Source organism: Bradyrhizobium australafricanum (genome assembly GCF_020329495.1).
Classification (GTDB): domain Bacteria; phylum Pseudomonadota; class Alphaproteobacteria; order Rhizobiales; family Xanthobacteraceae; genus Bradyrhizobium; species Bradyrhizobium australafricanum.
The window spans coordinates 57388-74792 of sequence record NZ_JAGKJL010000014.1 but is presented as its reverse complement, the minus strand read 5'-3'; the positions used below and the strand labels follow the sequence as shown (position 1 = coordinate 74792).

Below are 17405 nucleotides of genomic sequence, written 5' to 3'. Positions count from 1 at the left end.
GCGGTGAAATGGATTGCTTCGCTCCGCTCGCAATGACGGCGGCTGGCAGCACGTCCCGCAAAAGAAAAAGCCTGCCGTCATTTGCGACGGCAGGCCATTTTTTTGGCGCGAGGCAGGCCTCGCGGCCGTTACGCAACGCAACGCCTACTGAACGCGCTTACGAGACGACCTCGGCGGTGACGCGGCCGACGCCGGCACCGGTCAGGCCGATGGCGCGGGCTGCGCCGGTGGAGAGGTCGAGCACGCGGCCGCGGATAAACGGGCCACGATCGTTGATGGTGACGACGACGCTGCGGCCGCCATGGGTGACGCGGAGCTTGGTGCCGAACGGCAGCGAGCGGTGGGCGGCGGTCATGGCGTTCTGGTTGAAGCGCTGGCCGGAAGCGGTGCGGCTGCCCGACTCATTGCCGTAGAAGGAGGCCATCCCCGAGAACGAGTGACCGCCGGACGGCTGGATCGATGCATTGGCGTCGCGCCAGGACGAGCCTTCGGCGCGGGCGTGGTGATGATGGTGGTGGCGATGATGGTGGTGCCGGGACTTCGCGGACGCCTCGGTCACGCTGCCCCCGACCAGAATAGTTGCGGCTACAAAAGCAAGCGCCGTACGCGAGCGGGTTATGTTGCCCGCCGCCTTCTTGATATTCAGCATTGATAAGACCCTCAGACAGTATTGCCGCTAACGCGGCAAGTGGAACCCCCGTCCCTTCGTTGACCAAGGCCGTTTGGTTTCTCAATGGGGCACGAATTGGGCAGTAAATCCGGATTATCTCGTGCTGAAATATCTTGTTACCGCCTTGGGGTAGTCGATCGAGGTTCCGTAATCTTGCTATTTAACCAATTTTTAACGACCAATATGCTTGCCAATACTGATTATCGAGGCGACGCTAAGTTTTCGGTAAGTAATCGCCAAATGAAACCGCTGCCCGCCCGGAGTTCCCTGCGCGCTCGGCCATAGGCCTATGCAAATTTCGATGGAACAAAATCGCGGCGGCGCGAATCGGGTTCGGCGCGCCGGATTTCCGCGCGCCAAATTTTCCGGTTTGGCCGCCGGCTGCGATCGGCAAAAAGCGCATGCGACAAGGCGGCACTCACGATGCCGTCATGTTGCACCTGCGCGATTGCTATGTTAGCAAAGCCGCGATTTTAACGGTCCCGGCACGTCCTGTGCCGGTCGAAAATCGAAGTCCCGCTTGAATTCCAAGGGCTTGGATCGCTAGGCGCTGCTTTGGTGGCGACGGTTTTTCCCTTGCGAATTTGACAGCAAAAAAGAGCGAGCTCGTGGCTGCTGAAGATCCGTCCGTTTCGGGAGTGTCCGGTCGTTATGCAACGGCCCTGTTCGAGTTGGCGCGCGACGAGCAATCCGTCGATCAAGTCCGGGCCGACCTCGACAAGTTCGAGGCCTTGCTCAACGAGAGCGCCGATCTCAAGCGCCTCGTCCGCAGCCCGGTGTTCGCCGCCGACGCCCAGCTGAAGGCGCTGACCGCGGTGCTCGACAAGGCCGGCATCGCCGGCACGTCGGCCAAATTCCTCAAGGTGCTCACCGCCAATCGCCGGCTGTTCGCCGTTGCCGATGTGATCCGCGCCTATCGCGCGCTGGTGGCGAAGTTCAAGGGCGAGGCGACTGCGGAAGTCACCGTCGCCGAGCAGCTCAGTGACAAGAATCTCGACGCGCTGAAGGCCGCACTGAAATCAGTGACGGGCAAGGACGTCGCGCTCAACGTGAAGGTCGATCCCTCCATTATTGGTGGCCTGGTGGTCAAGCTCGGCAGCCGCATGGTGGATAGTTCGCTTCGCACCAAACTCAATTCGATCAAGAACGCGATGAAAGAGGCAGGCTGATGGACATCCGCGCCGCAGAAATTTCTGCGATCCTCAAGGACCAGATCAAGAATTTCGGCCAGGAAGCTGAGGTCACCGAAGTTGGCCAGGTGCTGTCGGTCGGTGACGGTATCGCCCGCGTCTACGGTCTCGACAACGTTCAGGCCGGTGAAATGGTCGAGTTCGAGAACGGCACGCGCGGCATGGCGCTCAACCTCGAAACCGACAACGTCGGTATCGTGATTTTCGGCGCCGACCGCGAGATCAAGGAAGGCCAGACCGTCAAGCGCACCCGCGCGATCGTGGATGCGCCGGTCGGCAAGGGCCTGCTCGGCCGCGTCGTCGACGCGCTCGGCAACCCGATCGACGGCAAGGGCCCGATCCAGGCCACCGAACGCAAGCGCGTCGACGTCAAGGCGCCCGGCATCATTCCGCGCAAGTCGGTGAACGAACCGATGGCCACCGGCCTCAAGGCGATCGATGCGCTGATCCCGATCGGCCGCGGCCAGCGCGAGCTGATCATCGGCGACCGTCAGACCGGCAAGACCGCGATCGCGCTCGACACCATCCTGAACCAGAAGCCGCTCAACGCCCAGCCGGACGAGAACCTCAAGCTGTATTGCGTCTACGTCGCGATCGGCCAGAAGCGCTCCACCGTCGCGCAGTTCGTCAAGGTGCTCGAAGAGCAGGGCGCGCTGGAATACTCGATCATCGTCGCGGCCACCGCGTCCGATCCGGCGCCGATGCAGTACATCGCGCCGTTCACCGCCTGCACCATGGGCGAATACTTCCGCGACAACGGCATGCACGCCGTGATCATCTATGACGACTTGTCGAAGCAGGCCGTCGCCTATCGCCAGATGTCGCTGCTGCTGCGCCGTCCGCCGGGCCGCGAAGCCTATCCGGGCGACGTGTTCTACCTGCATTCCCGCCTGCTCGAGCGCGCCGCCAAGCTCAACAAGGAGCATGGCTTGGGCTCGCTGACGGCGCTGCCGGTCATCGAAACCCAGGCCAACGACGTGTCGGCCTATATTCCGACCAACGTCATCTCGATCACCGACGGCCAGATCTTCCTGGAAACCGACCTGTTCTTCCAGGGCATCCGTCCCGCGGTGAACGTCGGTCTGTCGGTGTCGCGCGTCGGTTCGTCGGCGCAGACCAAGGCGACCAAGAAGGTTGCCGGCAAGATCAAGGGCGAGCTCGCGCAGTACCGCGAAATGGCGGCGTTCGCGCAGTTCGGTTCGGACCTCGACGCCTCGACGCAGCGCCTGCTCAACCGCGGCTCGCGCCTGACCGAACTCCTGAAGCAGCCGCAGTTCTCGCCGCTGAAGATGGAAGAGCAGGTCTGCGTGATCTGGGCCGGCACCAACGGCTATCTCGATCCGCTGCCGCTCAACAAGGTCAAGGCGTTCGAGGACGGCCTGCTGTCGCTGCTGCGCGGCAAGAACGCCGAGATCCTCGATGCGATCCGCACCAGCCGCGATTTGTCCGACGACACCGCCGCCAAGCTGAAGACGGTGGTCGAAGGTTTCGCCAAGACGTTTGCATAACGAGTGGGGCGTCGCCCGGCTCGCCGCCGGGCGTGACGAACGGAGGCTTGCGATCTGACCATTGTGGTCGGATCGCCGGGGTGAACGAAGAATGGCGTCACTAAAAGACATGCGGGTCCGCATCGCCTCGACCAAGGCGACGCAGAAGATCACCAAGGCCATGCAGATGGTCGCAGCCTCGAAGCTGCGCCGCGCGCAGAACGCCGCCGAGGCGGCGCGGCCCTATGCTACCAAGATGGATGCGGTGATTTCCAACATCGCCGCGGCAGCCAACGGCACGCCCGGCGCGCCGGCGCTGCTTGCCGGCACTGGCAACGATCAGGTGCACCTGCTTCTGGTCTGCACCGGCGAACGCGGCCTGTCAGGTGCGTTCAACTCCGCCATCGTGCGCCTGGCGCGCGAGCGGGCGAATGCGCTGCTCGCGCAGGGCAAGGAAGTCAAATTCTTCTGCGTCGGCCGCAAGGGCTACGAGCAGCTGCGGCGGACCTTCGAGAAGCGCATCGTCGAGCATCTCGACCTGCGTTCGGTGCGCCAGATCGGCTTCGTCAATGCCGAGGACATCGCCCAGAAGGTGCTGGCTCGGTTCGATGCCGGCGAGTTCGATGTCTGCACGCTGTTCTACTCGCGCTTCCAGTCGGTGATCGCGCAGATCCCGACCGCGCAGCAGATCATCCCGCTCGAGGTGGCCGCGCCCGCGGCCAATGCGGCGCCCTCCACGTCCTACGAATACGAGCCTGAGGAAGACCAGATCCTCGGCAGCCTGTTGCCGCGCAACCTCGCGGTGCAGATCTTCCGCGCGCTGCTGGAGAACAACGCCTCGTTCTATGGCGCGCAGATGAGCGCGATGGACAGCGCGACCCGCAATGCCGGCGAGATGATTCGCAAGCAAACCCTGATTTACAACAGAACCCGTCAGGCCCAGATCACGAAGGAGCTGATCGAGATCATCTCCGGCGCTGAGGCGGTCTAAGGCAGATTTCGAAGGAGAACAGTCCATGGCTACAGCAGCCAACCAGATCGGTCGCGTTACCCAGGTCACGGGCGCCGTGGTCGACGTGCAGTTCGAAGGCCACCTTCCGGCGATTCTGAACGCGCTCGAGACCAAGAACGGCGGCAACCGCCTGGTGCTCGAAGTCGCGCAGCATCTCGGCGAATCGACCGTCCGCACCATCGCGATGGACATCACCGAGGGCCTCGTGCGCGGCCAGGAAGTGACCGACACCGGCGAACCGATCCGGGTGCCGGTCGGCGAAGGCACGCTCGGCCGCATCATCAACGTCATCGGCGAGCCGATCGATGAAGCCGGCCCGATCAAGTCCGACGGCCTACGCGCCATCCATCAGGAAGCGCCGACCTATACCGACCAGTCGACCGAAGCCGAAATTCTCGTCACCGGCATCAAGGTCGTCGATCTTCTTGCTCCGTACGCGAAGGGCGGCAAGATCGGCCTGTTCGGCGGCGCCGGCGTCGGCAAGACCGTGCTGATTCAGGAACTGATCAACAACGTCGCGAAGGCGCACGGCGGCTACTCGGTGTTCGCCGGCGTCGGCGAGCGCACCCGCGAAGGCAACGACCTCTATCACGAGTTCATCGAATCGAAGGTCAACGCCGATCCGCACAACCCGGATCCGAGCGTGAAGTCGAAGTGCGCGCTGGTGTTCGGCCAGATGAACGAGCCGCCGGGCGCCCGCGCCCGCGTCGGTCTGACCGGTCTCACCGTTGCCGAGCACTTCCGCGACCAGGGCCAGGACGTGCTGTTCTTCGTCGACAACATCTTCCGTTTCACCCAGGCGGGTTCGGAAGTGTCGGCGCTGCTCGGCCGTATTCCTTCGGCGGTGGGTTATCAGCCGACGCTCGCCACCGACATGGGCGCGCTGCAGGAGCGCATCACCACCACCCAGAAGGGCTCGATCACCTCGGTGCAGGCGATCTACGTGCCGGCCGACGACTTGACCGACCCGGCGCCCGCCACCTCGTTCGCGCACTTGGACGCCACCACGGTGCTGTCGCGCGCGATCTCGGAAAAGGGCATCTATCCGGCGGTGGATCCGCTCGACTCGACCTCGCGCATGCTGTCGGCGCTCGTCGTCGGTGATGAGCACTACAACACCGCGCGCATGGTCCAGCAGATCCTGCAACGCTACAAGTCGCTGCAGGACATCATCGCCATTCTCGGCATGGACGAACTGTCGGAAGAGGACAAGCTGACGGTCGCCCGCGCCCGCAAGGTCGAGCGCTTCCTGTCGCAGCCGTTCCACGTCGCCGAAGTCTTCACCGGCTCGCCGGGCAAGTTCGTCGACCTCGCCGACACCATCAAGGGCTTCCGCGATCTGTGCCAGGGCAAGTACGACCATCTGCCGGAAGCGGCGTTCTACATGGTCGGCACCATCGAAGAAGCCGTCGAGAAGGGCAAGAAGCTGGCGGCCGAAGCCGCTTAAGCTTTGGGATGTCGTCATCGCCGGACCTGATCCGGCGATCCATCGCACGTGAAGTATTTTGACTGATGGACCCGCGGGTCGAGCCCGCGGGTGACAGCGCAAAGAACGGAAACACCATGGCCACCTTCCACTTCGATCTCGTCTCTCCCGAAAAGCTCGCCTTCTCCGGCGAGGTCGATCAGGTTGACGTCCCCGGTGTGGAGGGTGATTTCGGTGTGCTCGCTGGACACGCTCCGGTCATCGCCACGGTTCGTCCGGGGATCCTGACGATCACGACCGCCGGCAAGCGCGAGAAGGTGATCGTGCTCGGCGGGCTTGCCGAGGTGTCGGACAAGGGCCTCACCGTGCTCGCCGACGTCGCGACCGCGCTTGCGGACATCGATCGCGCGAAGTTCGCCGAGACGATCAACGAGATGCAGGAGAAGCTCGCCGAGAAGGAGGGCTCCGAGCTCGACCACGCGATCGAGCGGCTCGACCACTTCAAGAGCATCCAGCAAGAGCTCAACACGACGGCTATGCACTAAGGCGCGGTTGCCGACCGGCGATCGCGCCGCCATGTCGAGTGAGCCGACCCCCTTAGTGGAACAGCTCACACTTTTTCGATCATTGCCTGAGAAGGCTTGAATAATTCAACGCTCGCCACGCCCTGGCGAGCGTTCAATGCTTATTGCGCGCGGGATCGTCTGGCGGCATTCTCCCCGGCATATCTGGGTTCGGGGGCTGGTACTCATGAAGCGCAAGGTCGCAGCGATCCTCGCGGCCGATATCGCAGGTCAGAGCCGATTGGTTGCCGACGATGAGGAAGAAACGCTGCGGCGGCTCGCCTCTTCTCGACAAGTCCGCTTCTTCGCGGTCGGCCCGAACGAACGACCTGCAAATATGTGAAGCAGCTTACAGCAGGGATCGTGCACAAATGACAAGCTGCAGCACGATGACGATTTGGCCCGACCGCATCGCGATTTCATTCCTGACATAACGGACAAGCTGCCGTGCTGACCTTCACCACCGATGCTCTCCGCCCGCAGGACCGTTTCGAGCACTGGTGCGAGGTGCGCGGCAAGAGCCTGTTCGGGGTCACGATCGAGCTCGAGCGCGACAAGAGAGCCGATTTCCGCGGACACTTCTCGGCGACGCCGGTGGGCGGTGCCGTACTTGCGCAAATGTCGGCCTCCTCCTATCGCGTCAGCCGGACCGCATCCGACATCGCGCGCGTTCCGAGCAACAGCCTGCATCTCGCCTGGCAGGTGCGCGGCCCCGGCCACATGAATATCGGTCGCGATCGTGTCCAGTTCGTGCGCAACGGCGACCTGGTGTTCGGCCACTCCAATCTTCCGTTTGCCTCGACACCCGAACGGACCGACGGCTTTGACTTCTTCAGCCTCAAGATCCCGGTCACCGACGAGCTCGTGCTCGGCGCGCGGATCGAGGATGCGCCGCCGGTCGCGCTGGCGCGTGATGCGAGCCTGACCCGGCTTGTCGGCGCCATGTTCCGCTCGATGACGCGAGATCTCGCGCGAGCCGGGCAGTTCGCCGACGACGTTGCGCATATGGTGCGCCTGGCGCTGCTCGCGCGCGGACGCGTGCGGCCACGCCAGGACGAGATCCGTGCCGCGCTGCACGCGGGCTACCTTCATGCCGCCCGCGAAATTCTGTTCCGCGACCTGCATCGCGCCTCGCTCACGCCGGCCGCGGTTGCCGCCGAGCTCGGCATTTCACTGCGGCAATTGCATGCGCTGTTCGAGCCGACCGGCCTGTCATTTGCGCGGACGCTGACGGCGGCAAGGTTGAAGGCGGCGAGGCGTGCGCTCTATGCCATACGGGAACGCAGCATCGACGAGATCGCGTTCTCGTGCGGCTTCGACAGCATCGCGACCTTCTATCGCGTCTTCCGTTCGACCTACGGCATGACACCGGGCGACGCGCGGCGCACACCGCCGCAGGATCAGCCGGCGAATTCCGCGAACCGGGTCGCGACCGCGCGATAGACATCGCGGCGGAACGGCACCACGAGTTCGGCGACGCGGTCGAGGCGCTCCCAGCGCCATTGATTGAATTCGGCGGGCTGGCCGTTGCGCGGCGTCAATGGATCGATCTCCTCGTCGCGTCCGGTGAAGCGCAGCGCAAACCATTTCTGCCGCTGGCCGCGGAACTTGGCGAGCCAGTGCGATGCCGGTCCGTCATAGGCGGGGAATTCGTAGGTCATCCAGTCGGTCTCGCCGAGATAGTCGGCGTTGACCGCCCCGGTCTCTTCCCACAATTCGCGCATCACGGCCTGGCGCGGATCCTCGCCGGCGTCGATGCCGCCCTGCGGCATCTGCCATTCGAGGCCGGGCAGCACGATCTCCGGACCATCGTCCTTGATCCGGTGGCCGATCAGCACGCGTCCGTCGGCGTTGAACAGCGCGATGCCCACATTGGGGCGATAGGGCTTATCTGATGACATTCGGTGGGTACGTCGCGCGTTGACCCGGTCGGCTACTTGGCCGCCAGACCGGCAAATTCCTTCACGACGCGCTCATAGACCGGACGCTTGAACGGCACAATCAGCCCCGGCAGATTCTTCATCGGCTCCCAGCGCCAGGTGATGAACTCGGCCTTGTGGCCGCCGCCCGGATTGGCGACGTTGATCTCGTTCTCATCGCCGGTGAAGCGCAGCGCGAACCACTTTTGCCGCTGTCCGCGATAGCGGCCCTTCCAGGCGCGGCCGGCGACGGTGCGCGGGATATCATAGATCAGCCAGTCCGAGACCTCGCCGAGCTTCTCCACGGACTTGATGCTGGTCTCCTCATAGAGCTCGCGTCGCGCCGCCTGAAACGTATCCTCGCCGGGATCGACGCCGCCTTGCGGCATCTGCCAGACATGCGCGTCGTCGACATGCTCGATGCCGCCCGCGCGGCGTCCGATGAAGACCAGCCCCGCAGTATTCAGCAGCATGATGCCGACGCAGGTTCGATAGGGCAGGTCTTCATAACGTGCCATGCTGCCGCTACCTCGCACATTTTCTGGAGCCGCCCGACCCGGCCCCACGGCAAGGTCTCAAGCTGCTCCAACGGATTGAATCTTTAGCCCGATTTTGATTTCAGCATCGCCGTTGTCAATGGCACAAGCATAATGCCCTTGGAGTCCAGTGTCTTGAGCCAGGCGCCGAGCCGCTCGATCGAGACCGGCAACGCCGAGGCGACGCCCACCGCCGTGCCGCGTTCCTTAGCGATGGTTTCCAGCTTGACCAGCGCGCGGTCGATTTCCGCCGACGTCGGCAACGCGTCGATGGCGAAATCGGCCTTGGCGAACGGCAATGACTGGCCCGCTGAGAGGGTCTGCGCGACGCTACGTGGGGTGGAACCGTCGTCGAAATAGCTCAGGCCGCGCTTGGCCGCTTCGCGGACGATGGGCTGCATCACGGGATCGGCCGCGACGAACCGGCCTCCCATGAAATTGGCGATCCCCGCATAGCCTTGCAGGCGGCTGAGGTGCCAATAGAAGCGGTCGAGGTTCTGCTCGCTGCTCAGCGTGGTCAGCAGGGTTTGCGGCCCGGGATCGTTGTCGGGATAGTCGAACGGCTCCATCGGGATCTGCAGCAGGATCTCGTGACGCTGGGTCCGGGCACGTTCTGCAAGCTTGCCCGGATCGGAGCCATAGGGCGTGAAGGCCAGCGTCACCGCCGGCGGCAGCTTCATGATGGCGTCGGTGGTCTTGGCGGCGCCGACGCCGAGGCCGGCGACCACAATGGCGACCACGGGCATCCGGGCGGCCTTGGCGCGGTCAGCCTCGGCCGCGTAGACCGTGAACGGCTTCAGGCCGTCGGCGATCACCGGGATCATGCCGTAGCGTGACTTTTCCAGCAGGCGCGGATCGATGCCAGTCATCGCAAGTGGCGGCGTATCGCCGTCGGCCTTGTCGCCCGGATCGCCGGCGCCGATCACCACGTCCTGGCGCTTGCCGCTGGAGCCGTCGATGATGGTGACGGTTCTCGCGTCGCTGGCTGCGGCCGGGGCCTTGGCGGCGGATTTGGCCGCCGGTTCGGCCGCCGCCTGGGCGGCTGGCGCGTGCTTGTCGTCAGCGGCGGCGGGCGGAGGATTGCGGAGCGTGACACGGGCGATCGGCTCGCCCCCGAGCGGGTTGTTGTTGAACAGCGCGATGCCGACAAAGCCGACCAGCACGAGCCCGAGCAGTACGGCGAACGCCTGCATCGCCGTGAATGGCAGGCGAAACCGGCGCGTCCTGCCCACGGTCGTCTGCCCAAGCGGCGTGCTCAGTTCGTCGGCCGCTTCTGCCATGACCCTCCCCGAATCAACAGCGCGAACGATAGCACGATGCGGTGCAATCCCGCGCGCCGGCCTGCCGGCAAAGCACGGTTACGGGTGGACACCGAAAGCAGAAAGGGCGGCCCGCGGGCCGCCCTGTTCGCCGAATCGATCGGATTAAATCAGTTCGCGGCCTTGTTGCCCGGCTTGTCGACCGCGGCCTTGTCGCGCGCGGCCTCCGGCGCCGCTGGTGCGCTCGAGGTCGACTTGATGCCGTGCAGCAGGTCGTCGGCCATCTTCAGCGCCTTGTCGTCCTTGGCGTCCGGCGGGACGTAGGACTGCGAGCCGGTCTTCTCGTCGCCGTCGTTCTTCAGATGGCCGCGCAGCGAGGCTTCGCCCTTGGTGTCGGTGCGCGCCTTCAGCTCTTCCGGCACGTCCTGCAGCACCTCGATGTCGGGCACGATGCCCTTGGCCTGGATCGACTTGCCCGACGGCGTGTAGTAGCGCGCGGTGGTCAGGCGTAGCGCGCCATTGCCCGAGCCGAGCGGGATGATGGTCTGCACCGAGCCCTTGCCGAACGAACGGGTGCCGACCAGCGTCGCCCGCTTGTGGTCCTGCAGCGCGCCGGCGACGATTTCGGAGGCCGATGCCGAGCCGCCGTTGATCAGCACGATCACCGGCTTGCCCTTGGTCAGGTCGCCCGGATGGGCGGCGCGGCGCTGGGTTTCCTCGGCGTTGCGGCCGCGGGTCGAGACGATCTCGCCACGCTCCAGGAAGGAGTCGGACACCGTGACCGCTTCTTCGAGCAGGCCGCCGGGGTTGTTGCGGAGATCGATGACGTAGCCCTTCAGCTTGTCGCCGATCTGGCCCTGCAGATTGGTGATCTCCTTCTTCAGGCCTTCGGTGGTCTGCTCGTTGAAGGTGGTGATGCGGATATAGGCGATGTCATCGGCCTCGACGCGCGCACGCACCGAGCGGACGCGGATGTTGTCGCGCACCAGCGTGACGTCGATCGGATTGTCCTGGCCCTTGCGGATGATCTTGAGCTTGATCTTGGTGTTGACCGGACCGCGCATCTTCTCGACGGCCTGGTTCAGCGTCAGGCCCTGCACCGCCTCGTCGTCGAGGGTCGTGATGATGTCGTTGGCCATGATGCCGGCCTTCGAGGCCGGGGTGTCGTCGATCGGCGAGACCACCTTGATCAGGCCGTCTTCCATCGTGACCTCGATGCCGAGGCCGCCGAACTCGCCGCGGGTCTGCACCTGCATGTCGCGGAAGCTCTTGGCGTCCATGTAGCTCGAGTGCGGGTCGAGGCCGGACAGCATGCCGGAGATCGCGGACTCGACCAGCTTGCTGTCATCGGGCTTCTCGACATAGTCGCTGCGCACCCGCTCGAACACGTCGCCGAACAGATTGAGCTGGCGATAGGTGTCCGACGTCGCGGCGCGCGCGCTCGATCCCATCAGCACAGCGCGGGGCTGCGTGACGAAAAGCGTCAGGGCCGCGCCGGTGGCGGCGCTAAGGAGAATTACCGAAGTCTTGCGCATCATCCGCGAACCTTTTCGCCTTCATTTGCGGCCCACCATGGACCTGGATCAATTGGAGTGCCGTCTTTCCGGAACTCGACATAGAGCACTGGCTGGCTCGCATTTGTCGCGAGAATGGATGCAACTTGGGACGTCGACCCCATGGTCGCAACCGGCTCCCCCGTAAGTACAAACTGGCCGATGTTTACCGAAATACGCTCCATCCCGGCGATCAGGACATGATACCCGCCCCCGGCATTGAGGATCAAGAGTTGTCCATAGCTGCGGAAAGGACCAGCGTAAACAACCCAGCCGTCACACGGGGTTGTGACCTGCGCGCCCGGCTTGGCTGCCAAAGAAATGCCTTTTTGTACGCCCCCCGCGCCGTCGGAACCGCCAAATTCGCGAATCTTGGTGCCATTCACGGGATAGGAGAACAGGCCTTTGGCCGAGGCGAAAGCGACCGCCGGGCTCATGCGGGCCGGGTCCTTGAGCGCCCCCAGATTCGGCTTGCCGTTAACCGTCGCCGGCGCTCCCTGGAGGCTGGCGGTGGCGGCGGCCTTGGCCGCGCTCTTGAGATCCTGCTCCATCTTGGCGATCAGGGTCTGCAGATTGTCGGCCTGCTTCGACAGCGCGATGGCGCGGGCGCCTTCGGCCTCCATGTCCTTTTCGGCCGCGCTCTGCTGCCGCTGCCGTTCGTCGACCAGCGCCGCCAGCCGGGTCTGGTCTTCCCTGAGCTTGTCGCGGTCGGCCGCCAGCGCGTCGCGCTCGGTCGAGATGGTCTTGCGTAACGCCACCAGCTCGCCGAGATCGGTCGCAAGCTTCTCGGCGCGGACGCGCAACTCCGGCACCACGGCGCCGAGCAGCATCGCGGTGCGCAGCGATTGCAGCGCATCCTCGGGCCGCACCAGCAGCGCCGGCGGGGTGCGTCGTCCGGCACGCTGCAGCGCGGCCAGCACCTCGATCACCTCGGAGCGGCGTGAATCGAGCGAGGCGCGGATCTCGCGCTCACGGCCGTCGAGCGGCTGCAGGCGTGCCTCGGCGTCCGCGATCCGCGTCTCGACGCCGCGGACCTGGCCGGCAATATCGATCAACTGCTGATTGAGCTTGCTGCGGTCCTGGCCGATCGCGGCGATGTCGGCCTTCAGCTTCTCCTGCAGCTCGGTCGCCTTGCGCTGCTGCTCGCGCGCGGCCTCGAGTTCCTGCTCGCGCTGCTTGATCGCATCGGGCGATGTCTCCGCGGTTGCGGCCTGCTGCGCCGGTGGCGCGGATTGCTGCGCTGGTGGTGTCGCTTGCGCGTGCGCCGCGGCCAGCGGATAGGCGGCGAACATGGCGATCGACAGCGGCAGCGATGCCGGCAGCCGGCGGCGGCGCGCGGCGGTGCCGAGATGCGAAGCCGAATACGAAGCTGTGTCCCGCTTGTGCTGCATTCGCGTGAGTTCAGTGGTTTCGACTGTCCGTCACCACGCCTTACGCGCGATGATAGGGGTGGCCGGCCAAAATGGTTGCGGCGCGATAAATCTGTTCCAGAAGCATGACGCGGACCATTTGATGCGGCCAGGTCGCGGAGCCGAATGCAATTCGCAACAAAGCCTTGCGCTGCAATTCAGGCGAAAGTCCGTCTGCGCCGCCGATCACGAAGACAGTATGTGCTGTTCCCTCGTCGCGCCAGCGGCCGAGCTGCCGGGCAAAGCTCGCACTGTCGATGCTCTTGCCGCGTTCGTCGAGCGCGACCAGCGCGTGCTTCTCAGGCAGCAGCGCCGAGATCGCCGCGGCTTCTTCGGCAATGCGCGCGGCGGTGTCGCGCGCGCGGCTTTCCGCGATCTCGTGGATATCGAGGCCGCGAAACCCAAGCTTGCGGCCGATATCCTCGAAGCGCTCGCGGTAACGCTCGGCGAGCTCCCGTTCAGGGCCCTGTTTCAGACGGCCGATGCAGATCACGACAAGGCGCATCAACGCAGACTAGCTGCGCTGCAGCCGATTCGCATCGGCTTCGAACCCCCTTAGACCGCCGCGACCGCCGGGTTCTGAGTCCACAACCGCTCGAGGTTGTAGAACTCGCGCACCTCAGGCCTGAACACGTGCACGATCACCTCGCCGGAATCGATCAGCACCCAGTCGCAGTTGGGCAAGCCCTCGACATGGATGTTCTTGATCCCGTTCTCCTTGAGGCTCTTCGTCACATTTTCCGCGATCGCGCCAACGTGCCGGTTAACCCGGCCGGTGGTGACGATCATGTAGTCGGAATATGCGGATTTGCCCCGAAGGTCGATGGTGACCGTCTCTTCCGCCTTCATGTCCTCGAGGCGGGAGAGGATCAGGCTCAGCGTCTTGTTGGCATCCGGTTTGTCGGCGTCCGGTTGCGCCTGCAAGGCCGCGGTTTTGGTCGATGTTTTACGCGCAGTCTTTGGAACCTTGGGTAAAACAGACTTTGACAATACAGATGTGGCCAGGGACCATTCCTTTCACTGTATCGCGGGTGCCGAATCCTCGGCCCCACGCGCCATACTACGCATGTGGGGTTAATGGTTTCAATATTCCAGTAACCCTTTTGCGCTTCATGCCGTTCTCCAGCTCCCGTCCGGGTTCCGAAGTCCGGTCGAAGACAGATTGGATTTCATTCCTGTCAGGAACACCCAGGCCGGCGCCTGCTGGTCGGCCAGCCGTGTCGCCTGATTTTCGGGCATGCGATAGCGCGCGAGCGCCTGCGCCGCCGGTGCGGCAAGGGCGCGGAAGCTTTGGGGCGGACGGTCGATCACGGCAATCGGCACATCGGACGCGATGCGCCGCCAATCTTTCCAGCGATGAAATTGCGCGAGATTGTCAGCGCCCATGATCCAGACGAAGTGCACGCCGGAGACACGGCGGCGCAAGTGGATGATCGTGTCCACAGTGTAGCTGACGCCAATGACAGCTTCGAGACAGGAGATGTCGATGCGCGGATCATCAGCAGCGCGGCGCGCGGCCTCGGCGCGCTCGGCAAGCGCGTGCAGGCCATCATGGTTCTTCAGCGGATTGCCCGGCGTCAGCAACCACCACACGCGGTCCAGCTGCAGGCGCTTGAGCGCGAACAGGCTGATGGCGCGATGCGCGGCGTGCGGTGGATTGAACGAGCCGCCAAGCAGCCCGATGCGCATGCCGTTGGTATAGAACGGAAGCGCCTGGGCTGCGGATAACGACACGCTCGATGCTTGCTGCAATGGCTTACCGTGCGCGTGCGACAATGATCACGGCCGCGTCTGCCCGGTGCCGTGGACGCGGTACTTGAAGCTCGTCAGCTGCTCGGCACCGACAGGCCCGCGGGCGTGGAATTTGCCGGTAGCAATTCCGATCTCAGCGCCGAAGCCGAACTCGCCGCCGTCGGCGAACTGGGTCGAGGCGTTGTGCAGCACGATCGCCGAATCGACCTCGTTGAGAAATCTTTGCGCGGCAGCGGCATCCTCCGTCACGATCGCATCGGTGTGATGCGAGCCGTGATTTTGAATATGCGCAATCGCTTCATCGAGACCGTCGACGATCCTCGCCGAGATGATCGCGTCCTCATATTCGGTGTCCCAGTCCTCGTCGGATGCGGGCTTCACCCGGGCATCGACGCCCTGCACGACGTCGTCGCCGCGCACCTCGCAACCGGCATCGATCAAGAGCTCGACCAGCGGTTTCAGCTGCGTCCCGGCGGCCTTGCGATCGACCAGCAGGGTCTCGACGGCGCCGCAGACACCGGGACGGCGCATCTTGGCGTTCAATACGACCGCCTTGGCCATATCGAGCCTGGCGCTGGCATCGACGTAGATGTGGTTGACGCCTTCGAGATGCGCGAACACCGGAACGCGTGCCTCCGCCTCGACGCGTGCGACCAAGCTCTTGCCGCCGCGCGGCACGATCACATCGATGCCGCCGTTCAATCCCGTCAGCATCAGGCCGACGGCCGCACGGTCACGGGTGGGCACCAGGGTAATCGCGGCCTCGGGCAGGCCGGCTTCACGCAGGCCCTGCACCAGGCAATCATGGATCGCGCGGCAGGAGCGGAAACTGTCGGAGCCGCCGCGCAGGATCACGGCGTTGCCGGACTTCAGGCACAGCACGCCGGCGTCGGCGGCGACGTTGGGGCGGCTCTCGAAGATCACGCCGATGACCCCGAGCGGCACGCGGACGCGTTCGATGGTCATGCCGTTCGGCCGCTGCCAGCTTTCGGTCACGGCGCCGACCGGATCGATGATCTCGCGCACGGTCGCAACGCCATCGGCCATGCCGGCGACGCGCGCCTGCGTCAGCGTCAGGCGGTCGACGAAGGCAGAGCTCATGCCGCTCGCGCGCGCCTCGGCGACATCCTCGGCATTGGCGGCGAGGATGGCCGGCGCGTTGGCGCGGATCGCGCGTTCGATTGCGGCGAGCGCCCGGTCCTTCCGCTCCGGCGGCGCCAGCGCCAGCACGCGCGCGGCGGCGCGCGCCTTGGCGGCGAGGTCGGTCATCAGGGCGGTGAGATCGGCGTTGCCGTCGATCGCCTTCAGGGGGGCGCTCATGAAACTACCAGCTTTGGACTAAGGCCATGTTCTAGCATGGCAATTGAAGGGTGGCGAGGCGCGGAACCGGCATGGCAGGTGGGCGGCAGGCCGTCCGCTCGGCCCAGCAGGTTATTTGGGCCTATTTGGGCGGGATCGCCCCGGCCGGGCCGATCACGAGGTCGTCGCGATGGATCATCTCGGATCGGCCGCTGATGCCCAGAATGGTCATCACGTCGGGCGAGGAGCGGCCCATGATCTTCTCGGCGTTCTCGGCGTCGTAGGCGACCAGGCCGCGGCCGATCTCATGGGTGTCGGGGCCGCGCACCACCACGGCATCGCCGCGGGCGAACTGGCCGTCGACCCGGATCACGCCGGCCGGCAGCAGGCTCTTGCCGGCGCGCAGCGCCGCGACCGCGCCGGCATCGATGGTCAAGGTGCCCTTCGGTTCGAGCGAGCCGGCGATCCAGCGCTTGCGCGCGGTGACGGGATTGGCGGGGGTCAGGAACCAGGTGCAGCGGCCGCCATCGGCGATCGCAGCAAGCGGATGCTCGATCTTGCCGGACGCGATCAGCATATGGGTGCCGGCCGTGGTCGCTATCTTCGCGGCTTCGATCTTGGTGGTCATGCCGCCGCGCGACAATTCGGACCCGGCCGAGCCGGCCATCCCCTCGATCTCCGAGGTGATGCTTTCGACCACCGGGATCAGCTTGGCGTCGGGATCGAGCGCGGGCGGCGCGGTGTAGAGGCCGTCGATATCGGACAGCAGGATCAGAAGATCCGCGCTCGCCATGGTGGCGACGCGGGCGGCGAGGCGATCATTGTCGCCATAGCGGATCTCGGTGGTCGCGACCGTGTCGTTCTCGTTGATCACGGGCACCGCGCCCCATTCCAGCAGCTTTGCGATCGTCGAGCGCGCGTTGAGATAGCGGCGGCGCTCCTCGGTGTCCTGCAGTGTCACCAGGATCTGTCCGGCGCCGATGCCGTGATGGCCGAGCACCTCCGACCAGATCCGCGCCAGCGCGATCTGGCCGACCGCTGCGGCAGCCTGGCTCTCTTCGAGCTTCAGCGGGCCGCGCGGCAGCTTCAGGCGGCTGCGGCCGAGCGCGATCGAGCCCGACGACACCACCATGACCTCGCAGCCTCGCTTGTGGAGCTTTGCGATGTCCTCGACCAGCGCGGCGAGCCAGGACGCGCGCACCTCGCCGGCCTGCGAGTCGACCAGCAGCGATGAGCCGACCTTGACGACGATGCGGCGAAAGTTCTTGAGCGCGGGGCGTTTCATGGATTTGGTCTGGCAGGAAGGTGGAAGCAATAGACGCCACAATGT

18 protein-coding genes are annotated in these 17405 nt (G+C 64.9%); 7 read left to right on the top strand and 11 right to left on the bottom strand.

The genetic code is table 11. The features are described 5' to 3' along the window. Positions 1-157 precede the first annotated feature (157 nt). Positions 158-649, bottom strand: a complete 492-nt coding sequence (locus tag J6525_RS14965) for a septal ring lytic transglycosylase RlpA family protein (protein ID WP_092087076.1) — start codon at positions 647-649, stop codon at positions 158-160. 629 nt (positions 650-1278) lie between these two features. Between J6525_RS14965 and J6525_RS14960 the strand changes: the two genes are divergently transcribed. The 7 genes from J6525_RS14960 (at position 1279) to J6525_RS14930 (ending at position 7791) form a co-directional block, all read left to right on the top strand. Further along, on the top strand, positions 1279-1839 hold the full coding sequence (locus J6525_RS14960) for a F0F1 ATP synthase subunit delta (protein ID WP_028340805.1): 561 nt from the start codon (positions 1279-1281) through the stop codon (positions 1837-1839). Then, entirely contained in the window at positions 1839-3368 is a 1530-nt protein-coding gene (atpA, locus tag J6525_RS14955) for a F0F1 ATP synthase subunit alpha (protein ID WP_225645261.1), read from the top strand. The genes J6525_RS14960 and atpA overlap by 1 nt, the downstream gene beginning before the upstream one ends. Positions 3369-3459: 91 nt before the next feature. Beyond that, complete coding sequence (locus tag J6525_RS14950) at positions 3460-4338, top strand: F0F1 ATP synthase subunit gamma (protein WP_225645260.1); 879 nt, start codon at positions 3460-3462, stop codon at positions 4336-4338. A 25-nt stretch (positions 4339-4363) separates the two neighbouring features. Beyond that, entirely contained in the window at positions 4364-5806 is a 1443-nt protein-coding gene (atpD, locus tag J6525_RS14945) for a F0F1 ATP synthase subunit beta (RefSeq protein ID WP_016843821.1), read from the top strand. 116 nt (positions 5807-5922) lie between these two features. Continuing rightward, positions 5923-6330 (top strand): F0F1 ATP synthase subunit epsilon, encoded by a 408-nt coding sequence (locus J6525_RS14940; protein ID WP_028336321.1) that lies wholly within the window; start codon positions 5923-5925, stop codon positions 6328-6330. Between the two features lie 136 nt (positions 6331-6466). Next, positions 6467-6691, top strand: a complete 225-nt coding sequence (locus tag J6525_RS14935; RefSeq protein WP_225645306.1) for a hypothetical protein — start codon at positions 6467-6469, stop codon at positions 6689-6691. Positions 6692-6795: 104 nt separating this feature from the next. Further along, positions 6796-7791, top strand: coding sequence for a helix-turn-helix domain-containing protein (locus J6525_RS14930; protein WP_225645259.1), 996 nt, complete (start codon positions 6796-6798; stop codon positions 7789-7791). Here the strand turns inward: J6525_RS14930 and J6525_RS14925 are convergent. The 10 genes from J6525_RS14925 to proB form a co-directional block, all read right to left on the bottom strand. After that, the gene (locus tag J6525_RS14925; RefSeq protein ID WP_225645258.1) at positions 7749-8249 is read right to left on the bottom strand and encodes an RNA pyrophosphohydrolase; all 501 of its coding nucleotides are present in this window, start codon (positions 8247-8249) and stop codon (positions 7749-7751) included. The genes J6525_RS14930 and J6525_RS14925 overlap by 43 nt on opposite strands. Before the next feature lie 32 nt (positions 8250-8281). After that, complete coding sequence (locus J6525_RS14920; RefSeq protein ID WP_028336325.1) at positions 8282-8785, bottom strand: RNA pyrophosphohydrolase; 504 nt, start codon at positions 8783-8785, stop codon at positions 8282-8284. A gap of 83 nt (positions 8786-8868) precedes the next feature. Next, a complete protein-coding gene (locus tag J6525_RS14915; RefSeq protein WP_225645257.1) occupies positions 8869-10083 on the bottom strand; it encodes a divergent polysaccharide deacetylase family protein in 1215 nt (404 codons plus the stop codon). A gap of 149 nt (positions 10084-10232) precedes the next feature. Next, the gene (locus J6525_RS14910; protein ID WP_018269401.1) at positions 10233-11600 is read right to left on the bottom strand and encodes a S41 family peptidase; all 1368 of its coding nucleotides are present in this window, start codon (positions 11598-11600) and stop codon (positions 10233-10235) included. Then, the gene (locus tag J6525_RS14905; RefSeq protein WP_225645304.1) at positions 11597-12907 is read right to left on the bottom strand and encodes a murein hydrolase activator EnvC family protein; all 1311 of its coding nucleotides are present in this window, start codon (positions 12905-12907) and stop codon (positions 11597-11599) included. The genes J6525_RS14910 and J6525_RS14905 overlap by 4 nt, the downstream gene beginning before the upstream one ends. Positions 12908-13046: 139 nt before the next feature. Continuing rightward, complete coding sequence (gene rlmH, locus J6525_RS14900) at positions 13047-13529, bottom strand: 23S rRNA (pseudouridine(1915)-N(3))-methyltransferase RlmH (RefSeq protein ID WP_092087094.1); 483 nt, start codon at positions 13527-13529, stop codon at positions 13047-13049. A gap of 50 nt (positions 13530-13579) precedes the next feature. Then, complete coding sequence (gene rsfS / locus J6525_RS14895) at positions 13580-13948, bottom strand: ribosome silencing factor (protein ID WP_050386445.1); 369 nt, start codon at positions 13946-13948, stop codon at positions 13580-13582. A gap of 186 nt (positions 13949-14134) precedes the next feature. Continuing rightward, positions 14135-14758, bottom strand: a complete 624-nt coding sequence (locus J6525_RS14890) for a nicotinate-nucleotide adenylyltransferase (RefSeq protein ID WP_225645256.1) — start codon at positions 14756-14758, stop codon at positions 14135-14137. A gap of 45 nt (positions 14759-14803) precedes the next feature. Next, positions 14804-16096, bottom strand: coding sequence for a glutamate-5-semialdehyde dehydrogenase (locus J6525_RS14885; RefSeq protein ID WP_225645255.1), 1293 nt, complete (start codon positions 16094-16096; stop codon positions 14804-14806). Positions 16097-16217: 121 nt separating this feature from the next. Continuing rightward, positions 16218-17360, bottom strand: a complete 1143-nt coding sequence (gene proB, locus J6525_RS14880) for a glutamate 5-kinase (protein WP_076834609.1) — start codon at positions 17358-17360, stop codon at positions 16218-16220. Positions 17361-17405 lie beyond the last annotated feature (45 nt).

What these genes read in the sequence shown, in the direction of transcription:
- J6525_RS14925 (WP_225645258.1), bottom strand. Translation starts at nt 8,249, where the DNA reads ATGTCATCAGATAAGCCCTATCGCCCCAATGTGGGCATCGCGCTGTTC.
- J6525_RS14965 (WP_092087076.1), bottom strand. Translation starts at nt 649, where the DNA reads ATGCTGAATATCAAGAAGGCGGCGGGCAACATAACCCGCTCGCGTACG.
- J6525_RS14905 (WP_225645304.1), bottom strand. Translation starts at nt 12,907, where the DNA reads ATGTTCGCCGCCTATCCGCTGGCCGCGGCGCACGCGCAAGCGACACCA.
- rlmH (WP_092087094.1), bottom strand. Translation starts at nt 13,529, where the DNA reads ATGCGCCTTGTCGTGATCTGCATCGGCCGTCTGAAACAGGGCCCTGAA.
- J6525_RS14950 (WP_225645260.1), top strand. Translation starts at nt 3,460, where the DNA reads ATGGCGTCACTAAAAGACATGCGGGTCCGCATCGCCTCGACCAAGGCG.
- J6525_RS14885 (WP_225645255.1), bottom strand. Translation starts at nt 16,096, where the DNA reads ATGAGCGCCCCCCTGAAGGCGATCGACGGCAACGCCGATCTCACCGCC.
- atpD (WP_016843821.1), top strand. Translation starts at nt 4,364, where the DNA reads ATGGCTACAGCAGCCAACCAGATCGGTCGCGTTACCCAGGTCACGGGC.
- atpA (WP_225645261.1), top strand. Translation starts at nt 1,839, where the DNA reads ATGGACATCCGCGCCGCAGAAATTTCTGCGATCCTCAAGGACCAGATC.
- J6525_RS14920 (WP_028336325.1), bottom strand. Translation starts at nt 8,785, where the DNA reads ATGGCACGTTATGAAGACCTGCCCTATCGAACCTGCGTCGGCATCATG.
- proB (WP_076834609.1), bottom strand. Translation starts at nt 17,360, where the DNA reads ATGAAACGCCCCGCGCTCAAGAACTTTCGCCGCATCGTCGTCAAGGTC.
- J6525_RS14915 (WP_225645257.1), bottom strand. Translation starts at nt 10,083, where the DNA reads ATGGCAGAAGCGGCCGACGAACTGAGCACGCCGCTTGGGCAGACGACC.
- J6525_RS14910 (WP_018269401.1), bottom strand. Translation starts at nt 11,600, where the DNA reads ATGATGCGCAAGACTTCGGTAATTCTCCTTAGCGCCGCCACCGGCGCG.
- J6525_RS14935 (WP_225645306.1), top strand. Translation starts at nt 6,467, where the DNA reads ATGCTTATTGCGCGCGGGATCGTCTGGCGGCATTCTCCCCGGCATATC.
- J6525_RS14940 (WP_028336321.1), top strand. Translation starts at nt 5,923, where the DNA reads ATGGCCACCTTCCACTTCGATCTCGTCTCTCCCGAAAAGCTCGCCTTC.